Raw genomic sequence first — 15,744 nt, 5'->3', positions numbered from 1 at the left:
CCCGGTCCGAGCGGATCGGGGGTCCCTTCAACGGGTCGTCAGAACGCTTGGTCGTAGAACCCGTTGGTGGTGTAGGTGTTGCCGTGGTTGTCGACGCTGTAGTGCGGGCCGACCGGGGTTCCGGTGGTGGCCTGAGCGGGAACGGCCAGGCCCAGAACTGCGGCGGTCATGCTCGATGCGATCAGTGTGGCAAAGCCGAACTTCTTCATTTTGAACCCCTTTTTCGGTTGTTGTGGTGCTCTGATCGTTGAAACCGGTTGTGCGGCAGAAGCATTCCGATCGGCAGGATTTGATGCACGGTTGGCAGAATTAACTCTTTGGCGAAATCTGGCCGATTCCCTACCTAGGCTGTGCACGCAGCGCGATGCTTGTTTCATGACGACGCCATCGCTGTATCGACGGCTCGGCGGCTACGACGTGATCGCCGCGATCATCGATGACCTGTTCGAGACGCTGCGGGCCGACCCGGCGTTTGCGCGATTCGCGTCGGGTCGTAGCGCGGATTCGCACCTGCGGGCCCGGCAGCTCCTCGTCGACCAGATGTGCGAGCTCACCGGCGGGCCGTGCTATTACATCGGCCGCGACATGAAGACTTCGCATGCGGGCCTGGCGATCTCGGCCGCGGAGTGGGACACCAACATGGAGTACGCCGACGCCGCGCTGATCAAGAATGGCGCGGCGGAGACCGAAAGAGCGGAATTCCTGGCGCTTTTCGAGCGCTACCGCGGCGACATCGTCGAATAGCGGTCTCGGCCGACCCCCGTCTCCGCTATTTTCGCCCTGTGGATGCGCAAGCGGTGCGGTGCTGGGTGCAGCACACGCATGCCCAGCTCCACATGCGCAAGTGGATGCTGGAGTTCGACGACCAGGACGCGGAGCGGGCGTTCCGGGCGCACGACGACGCGAACGGGCTGCGCGCGGCGACCTTCGCGCAAGTGGTCGGCATCCTCTTCACCGTCGTCTACGCGGCCGTGGACTTCCTGGTCCTGCGCGGTTTCGTCCCCGGCGCCCTGATCGTCCGCGCAATCACCATCGGCATCTTCCTGCTGGGGATCGTGGCAATCCGCCGGATTCGAACGCTCCAGGACCATCTGCAGGTCGGCACTGTCGCGCAACTGACGGTCGTGCAGGTGCTGCTGGTGCCGGTACTGGCCCGCGTCGGCGATTTCCCGACCCAGTACCTGATGACCTCGGCGACCGTCACCCTCCTGGGCGCCGTCGGTCTGCTGAGGTTGCGCATGCACGCGGCGGTCGCCAACACCGTGGTGTTCGTCGCGGTGTGCCTGGAGCTGCCGAGCGCGCGGGGGAGCCTGGACGATCTGGGCACGATGGCGCCGCAGATCGCCGGACTGGCGGCGATCAGCGTGCTCATCGCTTATGCGTTGGAGCGGCTACGGCGTATCGACTTCCTCCGGCAGCGCGAAGTCGAACAGGCGCGGGCCCGGACCGAAGAGATTCTCTATAACGTGCTGCCGGCCCCGATCGCCGACCGGCTGCGCGACGGCGCGCCGACCATCGCCGACTCGGCGCCGAGCGTCAGCGTGCTGTTCTCCGACATCGTGGGGTTCACGCCCTTGTCCGAGACGCTGACACCGGAGGCGCTGGTGCAGCTGTTGGACACGCTGTTCCGGGCTTTCGACGAGCTCTGCGACCGGCGTGGCATCGAGAAGATCAAGACGGTCGGTGACGCCTACATGGCGGTTGCCGGTCTGCCCAATCCCGATGACGACCACGCGGCATCGATGGCCGAGCTGGCCCTCGACATGCAACGCACCGTCACCGCTCTGTCGTCGAACTGGCCGAGTCCGATCTCGATGCGGATCGGCATCTCGTCGGGCCCGGTGGTCGCGGGCGTGATCGGGCAGCGCAAGTTCATCTACGACCTGTGGGGCGACACCGTGAACACAGCGAGCCGCATGGAGTCCAGCGGCCTCCCGCACCGCATCCAGGTGTCGGCATCCACGCATTCGTTGCTCGCGCACCGCTATGAATTCAGCGACCCGCAGCTGGTGGATGTCAAAGGCAAAGGACCCATGACGACGTACTTCCTTGAGGGCGCGCGCTGATGAGCGAACCACTGTTGCGCTGCGACCGCGATGACCGTGGTGTCGTGACGCTGACGCTGAACCGTCCGCAGGCCTTCAACGCATTGTCCGAGGCGATGCTCACGGAGTTGGGGGAGGCCTTTGCCGGACTCGCGGGTGACGCGGCGGTGCGGGCCGTCGTGCTCGGGGCATCCGGCAAGGCGTTCTGCGCCGGCCACGACCTCAAGGAAATGCGCGCCGAGCCATCTCTCGAGTACTACCAGGAACTGTTCGCCCAGTGCACCGACGTGATGTTGGCGATCCAGCGATTACCAGTGCCGGTGATCGCGCGGGTGCACGGGATCGCGACCGCTGCCGGCTGCCAGCTGGTCGCGATGTGCGACCTCGCGGTGGCGAGCCATGACGCGCGGTTCGCGGTCAGCGGCATCAACGTCGGATTGTTCTGTGCGACACCGGGAGTCGCGCTGTCGCGCAATGTCCCGCGGAAGGCCGCCTTCGAGATGCTCGTGACCGGCGAATTCATTTCAGCGGACGAGGCCAAAGCGCTGGGGTTGGTCAACCGGGTCGCCGCGCCGGAGGCTCTCGACGGCGAGGTCGAAGCCATCGTCACGAGCATCGTCGCCAAGCCCGCCGTCGCCGTCGCGATGGGCAAGTCGTTGTTCTACCGCCAGATCGAAGTCGGCATCGAAGCCGCGTATGCGGATGCGGGATCGACCATGGCCTGCAACATGATGGACCCGAGCGCGCTGGAGGGCGTGCTGGCGTTCATCGAGAAACGCCAACCCGGTAGTTGACGGTCCGGCCGTCTGCGGCGCACTGTGATACAGGTCATATTTCCGTCCGGACACATGCGCGCAGAGAGGCGGCCGTTCATGACGACCAAGGACAAGTACACGACGGTGCCCTCGCCCCTCTCCTGGGACGTGCCTAGTGGCGGCGACGCGCGCTTCACCTGGGAATATGACGATAGCCGCGGGCGCCTGCTGTCCCTGTATCAGAAGGGCAAGGACAAGCAGTGGGACGCCCAGTCGCGTATCGACTGGGCGCAAGACGTCGATCCGATGAACCCGATCGGCTTGCCAGACGAGTTCCATCCGCTGTTCGGCAGCCCGATGTGGGAGTCGGCCGACGAGAAACGGCGCGCCGAGATGCGCCAGCATTCGCAGGCCTGGCAGTTCTCACAGTTCCTGCACGGCGAGCAGGGGGCGATGGTGTGTGCGGCGAAGATCGTCGAGGTCGTGCCCGACCTGGACGCGAAGTTCTATGCCGCCACCCAGACCATGGACGAGGCCCGGCATGTCGAGACGTTCTCGCGGTTCCTGCAGGAGAAGGTCGGCCTCGTCTACCCGGTCAACAAGAATCTGTCCGTGCTCCTCGAGGACACCCTGCGGGACTCCCGCTGGGACATGCCGTATCTCGGCATGCAGGTGCTCATCGAAGGCCTGGCGCTCGCCGCGTTCGGCGTGCAGCGCGACCTGGCGGCGCCAAACTCATTGGCCAAACAGGTGCTGGCCTACGTCATGCAGGACGAGGCCCGGCACGTCGCCTTCGGCCGAATTTCGTTGAAGGACTACTACTCCCAACTCAGTGACGCCGAGCGGAACGAGCGCGAAGACTTCGTCGTGGACGCCTGCTACCTGATGCGCGACCGCCTTCGGGGTGACGAGGTCTACGAGACGCTCGGCCTCGATGTTCAAGCTTGCGTCGACTGGGTCGAGACGGCGCCGATGCTGAGCCAGTTCCGGTCGCATCTGTTCAGCCGAATCGTACCCATTGTCAAGGACATTGGACTGTGGGGCCCGAAGGTGCAGAAGGCGTTCGCGGACATGGGCGTGCTGGACATGGCGGGCTTCGACATCGAGTCGATGATGAAGGCCGACGAGGATCAGGCCGAAGCGCTCGACAAGGCCCACGCCGAAATGGCCGTCCGGGCAGCCGAAGTCGACGACATCATCACGCAGGCGGCGAGCTAGCCGGCCGCAACGACGTGGTGACGTGCACCGTCGACGTCAGCGTCCGGTGCACGGGGCAGCGTTCGGCGATCGCGAGCAGCTTCGCCCGCTGGTCATCGTCGAGGGCGCCGAGCAATTCGATTTCGCGGTCCATGTGGTCGATCATGCCCGTGGCCGAGGTGTCACAGTCGGCGCAGTCCTTCGCGTGAATCCGCGAGTGCCGCAGTGAGACTCGCACCTGTTCGAGCGGTAGGCCCTTCTTGTCTGCGTACATCCGCACCGTCATCGAGGTGCACGCGCCCAGAGCGGACAGCAGGAGGTCGTACGGCGACGGCCCGGCGTCGTCGCCGAAAGGCTTTGGCTCGTCGGCGACCAACCGGTGTCCGCCGGCGATGATCTCCTGTGTGTAGGTTCCTGCTCCGCTCTCGGCAACGGTGACGGTGCCTTCGGGTGAGTCGGTCTGGTCGGCTGGTTCGGTCATGGGAGTCTCCTCATCGGTCGGTTGGCATCACATTCGTTCGACCCATTGGGCGCGCGACGGACCAGGTTCGAAAGCCTCTGTGAAGTACTGGGTCTCGCGCACGACTTCGGCGCCGGAGAACTCCATGATGCTGACGGTATAGAACGGTTGCCCGTCATACGTCATCACCAGCTCGGTGACCCACAGCTCGCCTGCACCGACGATGCGCCGCACCTCGAAGTGCTTGACGTTCGGTTGTGCGGCTCGCGATGCCTGGATGTTGTGCCGTCCGCGAATTCGCTCACCCGACTGCGGATACTCGAGAACTGCGTCGTCACGGTAGATTTCGTGCTCCGCTTCGAAGTCGTTGACGTCGGATGCAGCCCAGTGTTCCCGCAGTGCGGCTTCCACGTCGTCGTCTCGCATCGAGCTTCTCCTTAGTGCTTCGGCGACGACATTAGCCGCGGGATGCCGGTTTCCTTGCCGCCTTCGATCAATCGCCAATTGCGGCTCGGCGCTATAGCCGACCGGTCGACTAACATTGCGGGAGTGCCCCGCCCATCGAACCCCGAAGTCCGCCGCCGCTTGCTGGCCGCGGGACTCGATCTGGTGCATGCGCAGGGTTTCGCGGCCAGTGGCGTCAAGGAGATCACAGACGCCGCGGGCGTGCCGAAAGGTTCGTTCTACGCGTACTTCCCCAGCAAGGAAGTGTTCGCGGCCGCGATCCTCGAGCACTATTGGTCCGATATCGAGGCGCGGATCCTGCCGCTGCTCGACGGTGATGGATCGGCGCACGAGCGCATCGGCCGGTTTTTTCACGCGCTTGCCGATGAGCATGAATCCGCAGACTTCCTGCTCGGCTGTCTGGTCGGCAACATGTCGCTGGAGCTGGGCGGCTCCAGCGAGCCGGTGCGCGCCGAACTGACCCGCATCCTCGGCCGCTGGGATGACGCGCTTGCGAACACTGTGCGATCGGGGCAGGGGAGTTCTGGTGAGATCGTCACGGATGTCGGAGCGTCCGAACTGGCGTCGGCGCTGATCGAGGCCTGGGAGGGTGCCGCCCTACGGGGCAAGGTCACCCGTAGCCGCGGTCCGTACGACCGATTCGAAGCTGTCACGCTGCCGGCGTTGTTGTTGCGCTGAGCTGATCTGTTGCGCACACCACCATCGGCGACTGTTGATATATAGACGACCGGTCATCTATATTTGAGGAGTACCCACATCCCCGACCGCAAGGGCCATCCCATGGCAGACCAGGCGAACTACGCCGAGCCGCTCCATCCCGCGTTACCGAACTCCGGCTTCGTGCTCGACCACGCACGCGCGGCGCTCGTCGTCACCGATCCGCAGATCGACTTCCTCAGTCCGAGCGGAGTGGCGTGGTCGGTGTTCGGCGCGAGCGTCGAAGAGAACAACACCGGCACCCATATCGGCGAACTGTTCGATGCGGCCAAGCGTGCGGAGCTCACCGTCGCGGTGTCGCCGCACTACTTCTATCCGACCGATGGGCAGTGGCGGTTCGGCGACCCGCTCGAGCAATTCATGGGCGGTGTCGGCATGTTCGCGCGCGCCGGTGCCTACACCATGGACGGCTTCGCCGAATCCGGCGCGGACTTCCTGCCGTCGTACCGGCACCACATCCATGACGGCCGTACCGTCATCACCTCACCGCACAAGATCGTGGGTCCTGAGTCGAATGACCTTGTGCTGCAGTTACGTAAGCGCGGAGTGGCGCAAGTAATCCTGGCCGGCATGGCCGCCAACCTGTGCGTCGAAGGCCATTTGCGCGAACTCGTCGAACAGGGCTTCGAGGTCGCCGTGGTCAAGGACGCGACGGCCGGTCCGCGCCTGCCCGAAGGCGACGGGTACCTGGCTGCCTTGGTGAACTTTCGCTACCTGGCCAGCGCGGTATGGACCACCGCCCAGGCGGTCGCCGTCATCGGCGGGAGTGCCGATGGCAGTCGCTGAAATTCGAAACACCTTTCCCCCGAACACTTTCCAAAATCGTGATCGAACCTGGAGACCAAGAACATGACATCGAACGACGAGTTACGGCAGCGCCGCTTCCCGTTGAACCACGGCGGCGGCGCAATGCCGGCCCTCGGATTCGGGACTTTACTGTCCGACAGCACGAAGACCGAGACTGCGGTCAAGGCTGCCGTTGAAGCAGGCTTTCGCCACCTCGATGCGGCCGAGCGGTACCGCAACGAGGCGCAGGTCGGCGCGGCGCTCAGGGAGCTGTTCGCGAACGGCACCGTCCGCCGCGAAGACTTGTTCGTGACGAGCAAGCTGTGGAACAACAATCACCGCCCGGAACGGGTGAAGCCTGCCTTGCAGGCCAGCCTGAATCGGCTGGGGCTGGACACGCTTGACCTGTATCTGGTGCACACCCCATTCGCGTTCCAACCCGGCGACGACCAAGATCCGCGCGATGCCCACGGAAACGTGATCTATGACAACGGGGTCACCTTGGCCGAAACCTGGGCCGCCATGGAAAGCCTTGTCGATGAGGGACTCGTCGGAGCGATCGGTCTCTCGGACATCGGCGCTGAAAAGACCGCGCAGGTCCTGAATTACGCGCGGATCAAACCGGCGGTTGTCGAGGTCGAGTCGCATCCGTACCACCCCCAATCGGAGTTGCACGAGCTCGCCAAGGCGCACGGAACCATCTTGTTGGCCTTCGCGCCGCTGGGGCATGCTCTGGAACCGCGTCTGCTCGACGACCCGCTGATCGTCTCGCTGGCGAACCGGTTCGGCAGCACGCCGGCGCAGGTGTTGTTGGCCTGGGGGATTCAGCGCGGCAGCGCGGTTCTCACCGCATCGGTCACGCCCTCTCGGATCGCCGAGAACTTCGATGTCACAGCGCTTCCAGACAGAGCGATCGAGGAAATCAACGAGCTGGATACGCGCATCCGGTTCAATTCCGTCGTCGATGGCGGAGAACCGGGATTTGTCGAAGTCCCCTCAGGCGTCAGATGAAAGATCGATGCGGCTGGCAGTGGTTGCGCACTCGTTCATGCAGGCAGCGGGAATCGAGAACGGCCATATCGAAGGTTGCTTTCGGGCCTAGGCGCCGGACAGCGGGGCCAGGATCAACTGGCATGCCAGTTGAATTTCGTCCTCGGTCTCGTCGGCGTCGATCCGGCCGTTGAGGCTGGACTGCAGGATGCCGTGCCAGGTGTGCTGGACCAACCGCATCAGCGAAATTTCCTGCGGCCCCGGATCATCCACTCCGCAGATGGTCAGGAGCATGCTGCGGACCTGGCGGTCGATGTGTCCGACCTCGGCCACGGCCGTCGCGTCGGCGGTGTTCAGTGAATTGAGCATGGCGGCGGTCAGGTGGGGTTGACGCAGCATCGGGCGGGTGGCGCGGGACAGGACGTCGAAGACGCGGTCGGCGGCGGTGCCGGCCGGTGCCTTGCGGCGGTGGACGCCGTCCTGCATCCGATCCACCCGCTCGGCCATGAGGCCGACGAACAGGTGGGTCTTGGACGGGAAGTAGCGGTACAGGGTGCCCAGGGCGACCCCGGCGGCGCGGGCTACTTCGTTCATCTGGACCTGGTCGGCCGGCTTCTGCGTAGACAGGGCTGCGGTGGCCTGCAGGATCGCGGCACGACGCTGTTGCTGTACCGCGGAGCCCGGCTCGGCGGCGGGGCGCGGATCGGCGATTCTTGCCACGGCGCAACTCCTTTCTGGGTCTGGAACGAATTCTAGTTGTTCGGTAGAGTCCGGAAACTGAAATTGATTCTAGTTATCTGGGAGGTCCGCACATGCCACGATTCAGCCGCGACGAGTTGATGGCCGCACTCGATCACTACACCAAGGTCGTCGAGGTCTGTTCGAGCACGGGGGACTGGGCGCCGTTCGCCGATCTGTTCACCGAGGACGTGCACTACATCGAGCACGCTTACGGCGAGATGCATGGCCGCGAGGTGGTCCGCGAATGGATCGTCGGTGTGATGAAGCCGTTCCCGCACATGCGATTCCCGCACACCTGGGTCGCGGTCGACGAGGAGAACGGCGCAATCGTCACCGAGATCATCAACGCCCTCGACCATCCGACGGAGCCCGGCAAGGTATTCGGTTTCCCCAACATCACCCGCCTGGTCTACGCGGGGGACAACCTGTTCTCCTCGGAGGAGGACGTCTACAACCCCGTGCGGGACGCACCCCGCGCGGTGGGCGAGTGGCTCCAGGCCGGCGGCGTCATGCAGGCCGAGCCCATGGCAGCGAAGCACGGCTGACGACGTGAAGCTCATCTACGCCCTGTGGGGCTCGGGTTTTGACACTGCTCTGCAGTCGACACAACTGCACGTACTGTTGCAGGCCGCGGGTGTGCGCCGGTTGCAGATCAACGTCGACGACGTCGACGTCGAGGCGGCCATGCTGCGCATCACCACCTTCGACAACCCGGTCCCGGCGGTGGTCAGCGTGTGGACCGACGCCGATGTCGATCCGGAACCCATTTCCGACCTGCTGGCCGCGATCTCTCAGCGCAGCGCCGGGTGGGAAGTCGAAGAGACGGTGCGACTGGACCCGCCTGCCGTGGAAAACGGGGTTCGGACAACGGCGTTGGCGCAGATCGGTTTCCTGCGCATCCCGGCCGATCTGGATCCGGCGGACTGGCTGCAGATCTGGCAGGGACAGCACACCAGCGTCGCCATCGACACCCAGGACACGTTCGGCTACGTGCAGAACCGCGTCCTGCGGACGGTGCACGGCAGCGAGCGGGTCGACGCCGTCGTGGAGGAACTGTTCCACATGGCCGCCATGACGGACGTGCACGCGTTCTACGGCAGCGGGGGAGACGACGCGGAACTGCAGCGCCGCATGACTCTCATGATCGAGAGCGTGACGCGCTTCGGCGCCCACACCAATCTCGACTCGGTGCCGACGAGCAGGTACTGCTACGCGCTCTAGCTGCCGTGGATGAGGTCGTGGATGTCGCCGTCGACGGATTCGTCTGCGACGAAAAGCAATTCGTCGCCGCCCTCGAAGCGGTCTCCTGATTTCGGCACGATGATCTTGGAGCCGCGCTGCACCGTCACCAGCATCGTGTTCTGCGGCAGGGTCATGTCCCGGATCGTCCGTCCGACCAACGGACTGTCGGGTGGCAGCGTGAATTGCGTCAGATTCGCGTGACCCTGCCGTAGCCCCATGAGCCGCACCAGGTGGCCGACGTCGATGGCCCCCTCGACCCCGGCGGCCATCGCGTGCGGCGTGGACACCGCGACGTCGACACCCCAGTCGTCGGTGAACAACCACTCGTTGGCCACGTTGTTCACGCGCGCGACCACGCGCGGCACACCGAACTCGGTTTTCGCCAACAGGGCCATCGCGAGATTCGCCTTGTCATCGCCGGTCGCGGCAATCACGACGTCGCACATCTCGACGCTGCATTCCTCGAGTGAGGCCACCTCGCAGGCGTCGGCCCACAGCCAGTCGGCTTCGGGGACGGTGTGGGGCTCGTACTTGTTGATGTCGCGCTCGATCAACAGGACCTTGTGTCCGTTGGCGACGAGTTCCTGCGCCACCGACCGGCCCACCGCGCCGGCGCCGGCGATCGCCACGCGCATGCCCCGGGTGCTCACGCAGTCATTGTCGCCTACCGCCGCCCGTCGCAGGTTCCCAGATACATTTGCTTCGGCCGCACACCGGAATGGGGGATGGATGACACTGGAGCAGCTGAACCGGGTGCTGCTCATCGGTGCCCTGGTGCTGTTGGCCAGCATCGTGGCCACACGACTCGCGACCCGCGTCGGCCTGCCCAGTCTGCTGCTGTTCCTCGGCCTCGGCGTACTGGTCGGCGAAGACGGCCTCGGGCTACGGTTCGACGACGTCGCGCTGGTCCAGGACCTGGGGACCACGGCGCTGGCGATCATCCTCATCGAAGGTGGTCTGACCACCAAGTTCGGCGACGTCCGCAAGAGTCTGGCGCCGGCCGCGGTGATGGCCACGCTCGGCGTTGCCGTCAGCACGGCCGTCACCGCGGCGGGCGCGCATCTGCTGTTGGGCATGGACTGGCAGCTGGCGCTGCTGCTGGGGGCCATCGTCTCGTCCACCGACGCCGCGGCGGTGTTCTCCGTGCTGCGGGTGCTGCCGTTGCCCCGTCGGCTGGCGGGACTCTTGGAGGCCGAGTCCGGCCTCAACGACGCCCCCGCCGTCATCCTGGTCCTGATGTTCAGCGTCGTTCCGCTGGCCTTCGACCCGGGGCATGGGCTGGTCAACCTGGTTTACGAACTGGCGGTGGGCGCGGCGATCGGCCTGCTGTGCGGTTACCTCGGCGCCGTCACGCTGCGCCGGATCGCGCTACCGGCGTCCGGCCTGTACCCCCTCGCCACGTTCGGTCTGGGCACGGTGGCCTTCGCGGCGTGTGGCGTCACGCACGCCAGCGGGTTCCTCGCCGCCTATCTGACCGGTCTGGTGCTCGCGAACTCCGGGCTGCCGCACCGCGCGGCCACCCGGTCGTTCGCCGAAGGGCTGGGCTGGTTGGCGCAGATCGGGCTGTTCGTGCTGCTCGGCCTGTTGGTCACACCCAGCCAGCTCGGCGACGATCTGGTGCCGGCCGTCGTCATCGGTCTGGTTCTGCTGCTGTTGGCCCGGCCACTGTCGGTGGTGTTGTCGCTGATCGGCTTCCGGGTGCCCTGGCGGGAGCAGGCATTCCTGTCGTGGGCCGGACTGCGCGGCGCCGTCCCGATCGTGCTGGCCACCTACCCGATCGTCACCGGAGTGCCCGACAGTCAGCGGCTGCTGAACATCGTGTTCGTGCTGGTGGTGGTGTTCACGCTGGTTCAAGGCCCGAGTCTGAAGCCGATCGCGCACCGGCTCGGGCTGATCCGTCGGGACGTCACGCGGGAGATTCAGGTGGAAGCCGCGCCGCTGGATGTGCTCGACGCGGAGCTGCTGACGCTCACGGTGCTGCCCCAGTCGCGATTGCACAACGTGACGGTGCTGGAACTGCGGCTACCCGACCCGAGCGTGATCACCCTGATCATCCGCAACGGCAATACCTTCGTGCCGCAGCCCGACACTCGTCTGGAAGCCGGTGATGAACTGCTGATCGTCAGCACCAGCACCACCCGCGAGGCCACCGAGCGCAGACTGCGCGCGGTGAGCCGTCGGGGGAAGCTTGCCTATTGGTTCGACGAATATGGTGAGCCGGACTGACGGCTACGACGCGCGACGGATGCCCCGCTTCAGCAACAGTTCGCGCTCACCTTCGCTGAGCCCGCCCCAGATGCCGTAGGGCTCGCCGACTGCCAGTGCGTGCGAGCGGCACTGGGTGATCACCGGGCAGGCCCGGCACATCTCCTTGGCGCGCATTTCACGCTGCGCCCGAGCGCGACCACGCTCGCCATCGGGGTGAAAAAACACCGCGGAGTCGACGCCACGGCAAACGCCGTGCATCTGCCAATCCCACATATCGGCGTTGGGTCCGGGAAGCTGCTGCGGCTGTGGCATTGGGAATGACTCCTCCCCGCGCGCCCTATTCGCAATCTGTGGATGCGCGTTGATGTGCAAATGACCCGAGAACTTGTCGCCGATGACAACTCGTGCACACAACGTAGAAGGATTGGGCAAATTCCGTCAATAGCCACCGTCTGTGCGAAACACCATAAGCGCAGGTCAAGAATTTACATCACGTTCATCTGCGCGATGCCTTGGAAACGAAACGAGTGGTGGCGAAATTGTCGGAGGTTACCTGTTTCGGCTGTTCGCGGCAGTTCGCCACGTCTGTCAATATGTGGCGGAATTGATTCAAATTGACATGTTGTTAACACGGCCAGCATTAATTATTAACGAAAGCTGCCGAACTCGCACGGCGAGAGAAGGCGGCCATCCGAAAGGGCGGCATTGATACCGTGCTGAGTCGATGACCGCAACCGGGACCAGGGCGCTGCCCGATGAGCAGCCAGCCGTCGATCTGTACGACGCCGCATTTGGCAACGATCTGCCGTGTTGGCCGCTCCCTGCGGCCCGCTCGGTCGGCGAACTGTGGCTGCACGCCGTGGCCGCGGGCGGTCAGGGCCGGTACGCCGCGGCGACGGCGGACCTCGACGCCGTGGCCCGGCGAGGCCGCGGTTCGTTGCTGTCGCTGGCGCAGAGCACCCGTGCGTCGTTTCTCCGGCAGCTCGGTTGGCATCGCTCGGCCCGGGTCGCCGACGGCCGGGCCTGGGCGTTGGTCGCGCAGCAGCCCGACGCCGCGGAGGCGCGGGCCGACGCGCTTGTCGGTCTGGCGGCGGACGCCCTGGGGATCGGCCGATTCGCGGTCGCGCAGCGGCTGCTCGAGCGGGCCGCCGCCGACACGGAGAACAGCGGGGTGCCGCGTCAACGAGTCCGCCTGGCCTGGGTCAGTTCCGAGTTGGCCATGGTCAGTGGTCGCGGCCAGGAGTCCGTCGCCCATGCCGAACGCGCCCGTGAGCTCGTCGGTGACCTGGGTTCGCCGCGCCACGCCGTGAAGACGGACGTCGTGTATTCGGCGGCACTGTGCAGCGCGGGCCGGTTCGACGAGGCCCGCCGCGTCGCCGACGCCGCGTTGGCGCGGACGCGGCAATTCGGATTGGTGCCGCTGACCTGGGCGTTGGGCTGCTTGTTGAGCGATATCGGGAGCGCTGAGCACAGCCCGGAAGCGATGGCGCTGATCCGCGACGTCGCGGCCGCCACCGTCGTTGAGCGCGGCGGGCGATGGGCGGGATGAATCTGACCGCCCGCAGTAGTCATTAATGTTGTCCTGACATACCAACCACGGCTCTGCCACGTCCGTAACGCTGGAGATTGCGCACACGATGACATTTTCGGGAGATGGTCTCGATGCTGTCGTTGCTGACGCAGTTGCCGGCAATCGCGACGCGCTCCGCAAGGTGTTGGAAACCATCCGCCCGATCGTCGTTCGGTACTGCCGTGCGCGATTCGGGGTCGGCGAACGACAGGGTGTTTCCGCAGACGATGTGGCTCAGGAGGTGTGTTTAGCTGTGATCACGGCGCTGCCGCGGTACAAGGATCAGGGACGGCCGTTCCTGGCTTTTGTGTACGGCATTGCCGCTCACAAGGTTGCTGACGCGCATCGTGCCGCCGGCCGCAACCGGGCTGAGGCCACCGACGATCTGCCGGACCGCCCGTCGACGGAACTGGGTCCGGAGCAGATGGCGATCGACGCCGACGCGGCCGCCCGGATGAACCGGTTGCTGTCGGTGTTGCCCGAGAAGCAGCGCGAAATCCTGATCCTGCGTGTCGTCGTCGGCATGAGCGCCGAGGAGACCGCCGAGGCCGTCGGCAGCACCGCCGGCGCGGTCCGGGTCGCGCAGCACCGGGCGTTGGCGCGGTTGAAGACCGAGATCGGTTCGACGGAGCGCGGCCATGCCTGACTCCGGACAATGGTCGCCAAACGGCGGCGACCCCTCGCTCAACGAGATTCGACGTGTCGACCGATTCTTCGACGCGCTCGCCGCTGACCAGCACGCGTACTCGACCGATTCCACCGAAGCCGAGCTGGCTTTCCTGCTGGCAGACTGGCGCGACGGCATCCGCGAACCCGCGGTGACGACACCCGTCACGGCTCGCGACGCGGTGGCGGCGCTGCAGAACGGGTTGCACCGCAAGGAGTCTCGGACCTCGCTGACGATCGTCGGCTCGGTTGCGGCCGCGCTGCTGTGCCTCGGCGGCTTCGGCACCGCGATCTATGCGGCCGGGCCGGACTCCTCGCTGTACGGCCTGCACACCGCCATGTTCGGCGCCGAGAAGGCCAGCCGCGACGACCAGGTGATGCTCGCCGCGCAGACCGAGATGCAACAGGTGCAGCAGCTGATCGACAACGGGCAGTGGCAGCAGGCGCAGGACAAGCTCCAGGCGCTGAGCCCGACCGTACAGAGCGTCGACGCTCCCGAGCACAAGCAACAGCTCATCCAGCAGTGGAATGCCTTGACCTACAAGGTGGTTGAGCAAAATCCTGCGGCCACCCTGCCGCCGCCGGGGGAGCCGCTGCCGATCCTGCCGTCCTCGCCGCTGACCCTGTTGCCGGTCCCGGCGGTCGAGACGACGTCGTCGTCGAGCACGTCGTCCAGCACGTCGACGACCACCTCGTCGTCCACCACGGCCACTTCGACCGACACGTCCACGACGTCGACCAGTGCGTCGACCTCGCCCTCGGAGCCGACGACCACGTCTGCCTCGTCGACCGTGACCTCATCGAGCGCCACATCCGCGACGGAGCCCCCGTCGTCGACGGCCTCGAGCAGTTCGACCGTGACGTCGACGTCGTCGTCCTCGGTGTCAACGGCGACCTCGGCCCCGTCGACGGTGCCGTCCACCGAACCGGTCGTCACCCACCCGGCCACGGCGTCGCCGACGGCCACCGTCGCGCCATCGCCGACGCCGAACCCGGAGCCCGCGCAGACCGTGACGACTGTCGCCCCGACAGCCACAGTGCCCTCGGTGACCACACCGGCACCGACGGTCCCGGCAGTGCAGCCAACCGTCGCTCCGACAACCAAGGAAGCGCAGCCGGAGCCCACACGGGAACGGTCAGTCGTGACGACGACGCAAGCGCCGTCGGGATCGGGATCGGGCCGCGGGCAGCACTGAAGCCATGCGGCGGTCATCCGGTCGTTGATCCAGTAATGGCGGCGCTGCTTACTCGACTTTTTGCGCCCTGAGTGCAGGGTCAACGGAATTCGGCGGGGTCCGGCGCTGACCTTGTAATCGCGGCGCTGTGCGCTCGGCGAATTTCGCCCTCAGCGCAATATCAACAGCCAGACGTGATGCCCGGCACGTCAACAGAAAAAATCAGCGGTAGCCGTCGTGCTCGGAGGTCGCTTCGTTGAGCGACGCATCCGCGTAGCCGCGGCAGTAGTCCCACGTCACGTAAGCATCAGGCTCGGGATCGTAGGCGGGCTCGTGCGGGCGGACGGTGCCGTCGACCAGCAGCTGCAGCAGGTTCGCCCGCAGCATGTCCCAGTCGTGGTAGTGGTCCTGCTGACATTCGTCGCAACAGACGACGAGGCCGCGAATGCCCTTGTGTGCCAACAGCGTTTCGTACACCGCCAGATCGGCGAGATCGGCCTCGACGGCCATGCGTTCCTGCGGGTCAAGGGGTTGTCCCGGCTCCAGCGCGTCCAGAACAGCCGACGGGTCCATGGGATCGTCGGCGAACGGGTCGGGTGGCAAGCCCGGCGGCAGGTGGTCACGCACAGGTCCACCCTACTTATCACCCCGGGCGATGCGCCAGCCGTTACCCCGGCGTGCCGCCGCAGAGTGGGGTTCGATGCACACAGTCTGGGCCGATAGGATG

At 65.7% G+C, this 15,744-nt stretch carries 20 protein-coding genes; 13 read left to right on the top strand and 7 right to left on the bottom strand.

Annotation, left to right across the window (positions count from 1 at the left end; all coding sequences use genetic code 11):
• Positions 1-38: 38 nt before the first annotated feature.
• Positions 39-209 (bottom strand): hypothetical protein, encoded by a 171-nt coding sequence (locus ACWW1C_RS22645; RefSeq protein WP_455980364.1) that lies wholly within the window; start codon positions 207-209, stop codon positions 39-41.
• A gap of 166 nt (positions 210-375) precedes the next feature.
• Here ACWW1C_RS22645 and ACWW1C_RS22640 point away from each other — a divergent pair, with 166 nt between their 5' ends.
• The 4 genes from ACWW1C_RS22640 (at position 376) to ACWW1C_RS22625 (ending at position 4,018) form a co-directional block, all read left to right on the top strand.
• Positions 376-744 (top strand): group I truncated hemoglobin, encoded by a 369-nt coding sequence (locus ACWW1C_RS22640; protein ID WP_455980363.1) that lies wholly within the window; start codon positions 376-378, stop codon positions 742-744.
• 38 nt (positions 745-782) lie between these two features.
• On the top strand, positions 783-2,066 hold the full coding sequence (locus ACWW1C_RS22635; RefSeq protein ID WP_455980362.1) for an adenylate/guanylate cyclase domain-containing protein: 1,284 nt from the start codon (positions 783-785) through the stop codon (positions 2,064-2,066).
• Positions 2,066-2,839 (top strand): enoyl-CoA hydratase, encoded by a 774-nt coding sequence (locus ACWW1C_RS22630; protein ID WP_455980361.1) that lies wholly within the window; start codon positions 2,066-2,068, stop codon positions 2,837-2,839. Before ACWW1C_RS22635 ends, ACWW1C_RS22630 begins: the two co-directional genes overlap by 1 nt.
• Before the next feature lie 78 nt (positions 2,840-2,917).
• A complete protein-coding gene (locus ACWW1C_RS22625) occupies positions 2,918-4,018 on the top strand; it encodes a ferritin-like domain-containing protein (protein WP_455980360.1) in 1,101 nt (366 codons plus the stop codon).
• On the opposite strand, the gene ACWW1C_RS22620 is transcribed toward ACWW1C_RS22625, so the two are convergent.
• Both ACWW1C_RS22620 and ACWW1C_RS22615 read right to left on the bottom strand, forming a co-directional pair.
• Positions 3,999-4,478 carry an OsmC family protein gene (locus tag ACWW1C_RS22620; RefSeq protein WP_455980359.1) on the bottom strand — a complete coding sequence of 160 codons (480 nt, stop codon included), beginning with the start codon at positions 4,476-4,478 and terminating at the stop codon, positions 3,999-4,001. The genes ACWW1C_RS22625 and ACWW1C_RS22620 overlap by 20 nt on opposite strands.
• Positions 4,479-4,505: 27 nt before the next feature.
• Complete coding sequence (locus ACWW1C_RS22615; RefSeq protein WP_455980358.1) at positions 4,506-4,883, bottom strand: nuclear transport factor 2 family protein; 378 nt, start codon at positions 4,881-4,883, stop codon at positions 4,506-4,508.
• Between the two features lie 123 nt (positions 4,884-5,006).
• Here ACWW1C_RS22615 and ACWW1C_RS22610 point away from each other — a divergent pair, with 123 nt between their 5' ends.
• The 3 genes from ACWW1C_RS22610 to ACWW1C_RS22600 all read left to right on the top strand — a co-directional run bounded on the left by ACWW1C_RS22610 (position 5,007) and on the right by ACWW1C_RS22600 (position 7,436).
• A complete protein-coding gene (locus ACWW1C_RS22610) occupies positions 5,007-5,600 on the top strand; it encodes a TetR/AcrR family transcriptional regulator (RefSeq protein ID WP_455980357.1) in 594 nt (197 codons plus the stop codon).
• A 102-nt stretch (positions 5,601-5,702) separates the two neighbouring features.
• Entirely contained in the window at positions 5,703-6,425 is a 723-nt protein-coding gene (locus ACWW1C_RS22605; RefSeq protein ID WP_455980356.1) for an isochorismatase family protein, read from the top strand.
• 63 nt (positions 6,426-6,488) lie between these two features.
• Positions 6,489-7,436, top strand: a complete 948-nt coding sequence (locus ACWW1C_RS22600) for an aldo/keto reductase (protein WP_455980355.1) — start codon at positions 6,489-6,491, stop codon at positions 7,434-7,436.
• Positions 7,437-7,523: 87 nt separating this feature from the next.
• Here the strand turns inward: ACWW1C_RS22600 and ACWW1C_RS22595 are convergent, their stop codons facing one another.
• Positions 7,524-8,135, bottom strand: coding sequence for a TetR family transcriptional regulator (locus tag ACWW1C_RS22595; RefSeq protein ID WP_455980354.1), 612 nt, complete (start codon positions 8,133-8,135; stop codon positions 7,524-7,526).
• Between the two features lie 92 nt (positions 8,136-8,227).
• On the opposite strand from ACWW1C_RS22595, the gene ACWW1C_RS22590 reads away from it, so the two are divergent.
• Complete coding sequence (locus ACWW1C_RS22590; RefSeq protein ID WP_455980353.1) at positions 8,228-8,701, top strand: nuclear transport factor 2 family protein; 474 nt, start codon at positions 8,228-8,230, stop codon at positions 8,699-8,701.
• Positions 8,702-8,705: 4 nt separating this feature from the next.
• Complete coding sequence (locus tag ACWW1C_RS22585) at positions 8,706-9,377, top strand: hypothetical protein (RefSeq protein WP_455980352.1); 672 nt, start codon at positions 8,706-8,708, stop codon at positions 9,375-9,377.
• Here the strand turns inward: ACWW1C_RS22585 and ACWW1C_RS22580 are convergent.
• Positions 9,374-10,033, bottom strand: a complete 660-nt coding sequence (locus ACWW1C_RS22580) for a potassium channel family protein (protein ID WP_455984396.1) — start codon at positions 10,031-10,033, stop codon at positions 9,374-9,376. The two genes, ACWW1C_RS22585 and ACWW1C_RS22580, sit on opposite strands and share 4 nt — an antisense overlap.
• Before the next feature lie 94 nt (positions 10,034-10,127).
• On the opposite strand from ACWW1C_RS22580, the gene ACWW1C_RS22575 reads away from it, so the two are divergent.
• On the top strand, positions 10,128-11,624 hold the full coding sequence (locus tag ACWW1C_RS22575) for a potassium/proton antiporter (RefSeq protein ID WP_455980351.1): 1,497 nt from the start codon (positions 10,128-10,130) through the stop codon (positions 11,622-11,624).
• Positions 11,625-11,627: 3 nt separating this feature from the next.
• Here ACWW1C_RS22575 and ACWW1C_RS22570 read toward each other — a convergent pair whose 3' ends face one another.
• Positions 11,628-11,918, bottom strand: coding sequence for a WhiB family transcriptional regulator (locus ACWW1C_RS22570; RefSeq protein WP_029105464.1), 291 nt, complete (start codon positions 11,916-11,918; stop codon positions 11,628-11,630).
• 412 nt (positions 11,919-12,330) lie between these two features.
• Between ACWW1C_RS22570 and ACWW1C_RS22565 the strand changes: the two genes are divergently transcribed.
• From ACWW1C_RS22565 to ACWW1C_RS22555, 3 genes are all read left to right on the top strand, one after another.
• On the top strand, positions 12,331-13,155 hold the full coding sequence (locus ACWW1C_RS22565; protein ID WP_455980350.1) for a hypothetical protein: 825 nt from the start codon (positions 12,331-12,333) through the stop codon (positions 13,153-13,155).
• Between the two features lie 88 nt (positions 13,156-13,243).
• Entirely contained in the window at positions 13,244-13,822 is a 579-nt protein-coding gene (locus ACWW1C_RS22560) for a sigma-70 family RNA polymerase sigma factor (RefSeq protein ID WP_455980349.1), read from the top strand.
• Positions 13,815-15,038, top strand: coding sequence for an anti-sigma-D factor RsdA (locus ACWW1C_RS22555; protein WP_455980348.1), 1,224 nt, complete (start codon positions 13,815-13,817; stop codon positions 15,036-15,038). Before ACWW1C_RS22560 ends, ACWW1C_RS22555 begins: the two co-directional genes overlap by 8 nt.
• Before the next feature lie 201 nt (positions 15,039-15,239).
• Here the strand turns inward: ACWW1C_RS22555 and ACWW1C_RS22550 are convergent, their stop codons facing one another.
• The gene (locus ACWW1C_RS22550) at positions 15,240-15,644 is read right to left on the bottom strand and encodes a DUF5319 domain-containing protein (RefSeq protein ID WP_020102483.1); all 405 of its coding nucleotides are present in this window, start codon (positions 15,642-15,644) and stop codon (positions 15,240-15,242) included.
• Between the last annotated feature and the right edge of the window lie 100 nt (positions 15,645-15,744).

The organism is Mycobacterium sp. HM-7 (assembly GCF_053852335.1).
Note: the sequence above shows the minus strand (reverse complement) of the source record. Positions and strands in the feature narration are given on the sequence as shown.

What these genes read in the sequence shown, in the direction of transcription:
- ACWW1C_RS22645 (WP_455980364.1), bottom strand. Translation starts at nt 209, where the DNA reads ATGAAGAAGTTCGGCTTTGCCACACTGATCGCATCGAGCATGACCGCC.
- ACWW1C_RS22640 (WP_455980363.1), top strand. Translation starts at nt 376, where the DNA reads ATGACGACGCCATCGCTGTATCGACGGCTCGGCGGCTACGACGTGATC.
- ACWW1C_RS22630 (WP_455980361.1), top strand. Translation starts at nt 2,066, where the DNA reads ATGAGCGAACCACTGTTGCGCTGCGACCGCGATGACCGTGGTGTCGTG.
- ACWW1C_RS22625 (WP_455980360.1), top strand. Translation starts at nt 2,918, where the DNA reads ATGACGACCAAGGACAAGTACACGACGGTGCCCTCGCCCCTCTCCTGG.
- ACWW1C_RS22620 (WP_455980359.1), bottom strand. Translation starts at nt 4,478, where the DNA reads ATGACCGAACCAGCCGACCAGACCGACTCACCCGAAGGCACCGTCACC.
- ACWW1C_RS22615 (WP_455980358.1), bottom strand. Translation starts at nt 4,883, where the DNA reads ATGCGAGACGACGACGTGGAAGCCGCACTGCGGGAACACTGGGCTGCA.
- ACWW1C_RS22605 (WP_455980356.1), top strand. Translation starts at nt 5,703, where the DNA reads ATGGCAGACCAGGCGAACTACGCCGAGCCGCTCCATCCCGCGTTACCG.
- ACWW1C_RS22600 (WP_455980355.1), top strand. Translation starts at nt 6,489, where the DNA reads ATGACATCGAACGACGAGTTACGGCAGCGCCGCTTCCCGTTGAACCAC.
- ACWW1C_RS22590 (WP_455980353.1), top strand. Translation starts at nt 8,228, where the DNA reads ATGCCACGATTCAGCCGCGACGAGTTGATGGCCGCACTCGATCACTAC.
- ACWW1C_RS22580 (WP_455984396.1), bottom strand. Translation starts at nt 10,033, where the DNA reads ATGCGCGTGGCGATCGCCGGCGCCGGCGCGGTGGGCCGGTCGGTGGCG.
- ACWW1C_RS22575 (WP_455980351.1), top strand. Translation starts at nt 10,128, where the DNA reads ATGACACTGGAGCAGCTGAACCGGGTGCTGCTCATCGGTGCCCTGGTG.
- ACWW1C_RS22570 (WP_029105464.1), bottom strand. Translation starts at nt 11,918, where the DNA reads ATGCCACAGCCGCAGCAGCTTCCCGGACCCAACGCCGATATGTGGGAT.
- ACWW1C_RS22565 (WP_455980350.1), top strand. Translation starts at nt 12,331, where the DNA reads ATGACCGCAACCGGGACCAGGGCGCTGCCCGATGAGCAGCCAGCCGTC.
- ACWW1C_RS22560 (WP_455980349.1), top strand. Translation starts at nt 13,244, where the DNA reads ATGACATTTTCGGGAGATGGTCTCGATGCTGTCGTTGCTGACGCAGTT.
- ACWW1C_RS22555 (WP_455980348.1), top strand. Translation starts at nt 13,815, where the DNA reads ATGCCTGACTCCGGACAATGGTCGCCAAACGGCGGCGACCCCTCGCTC.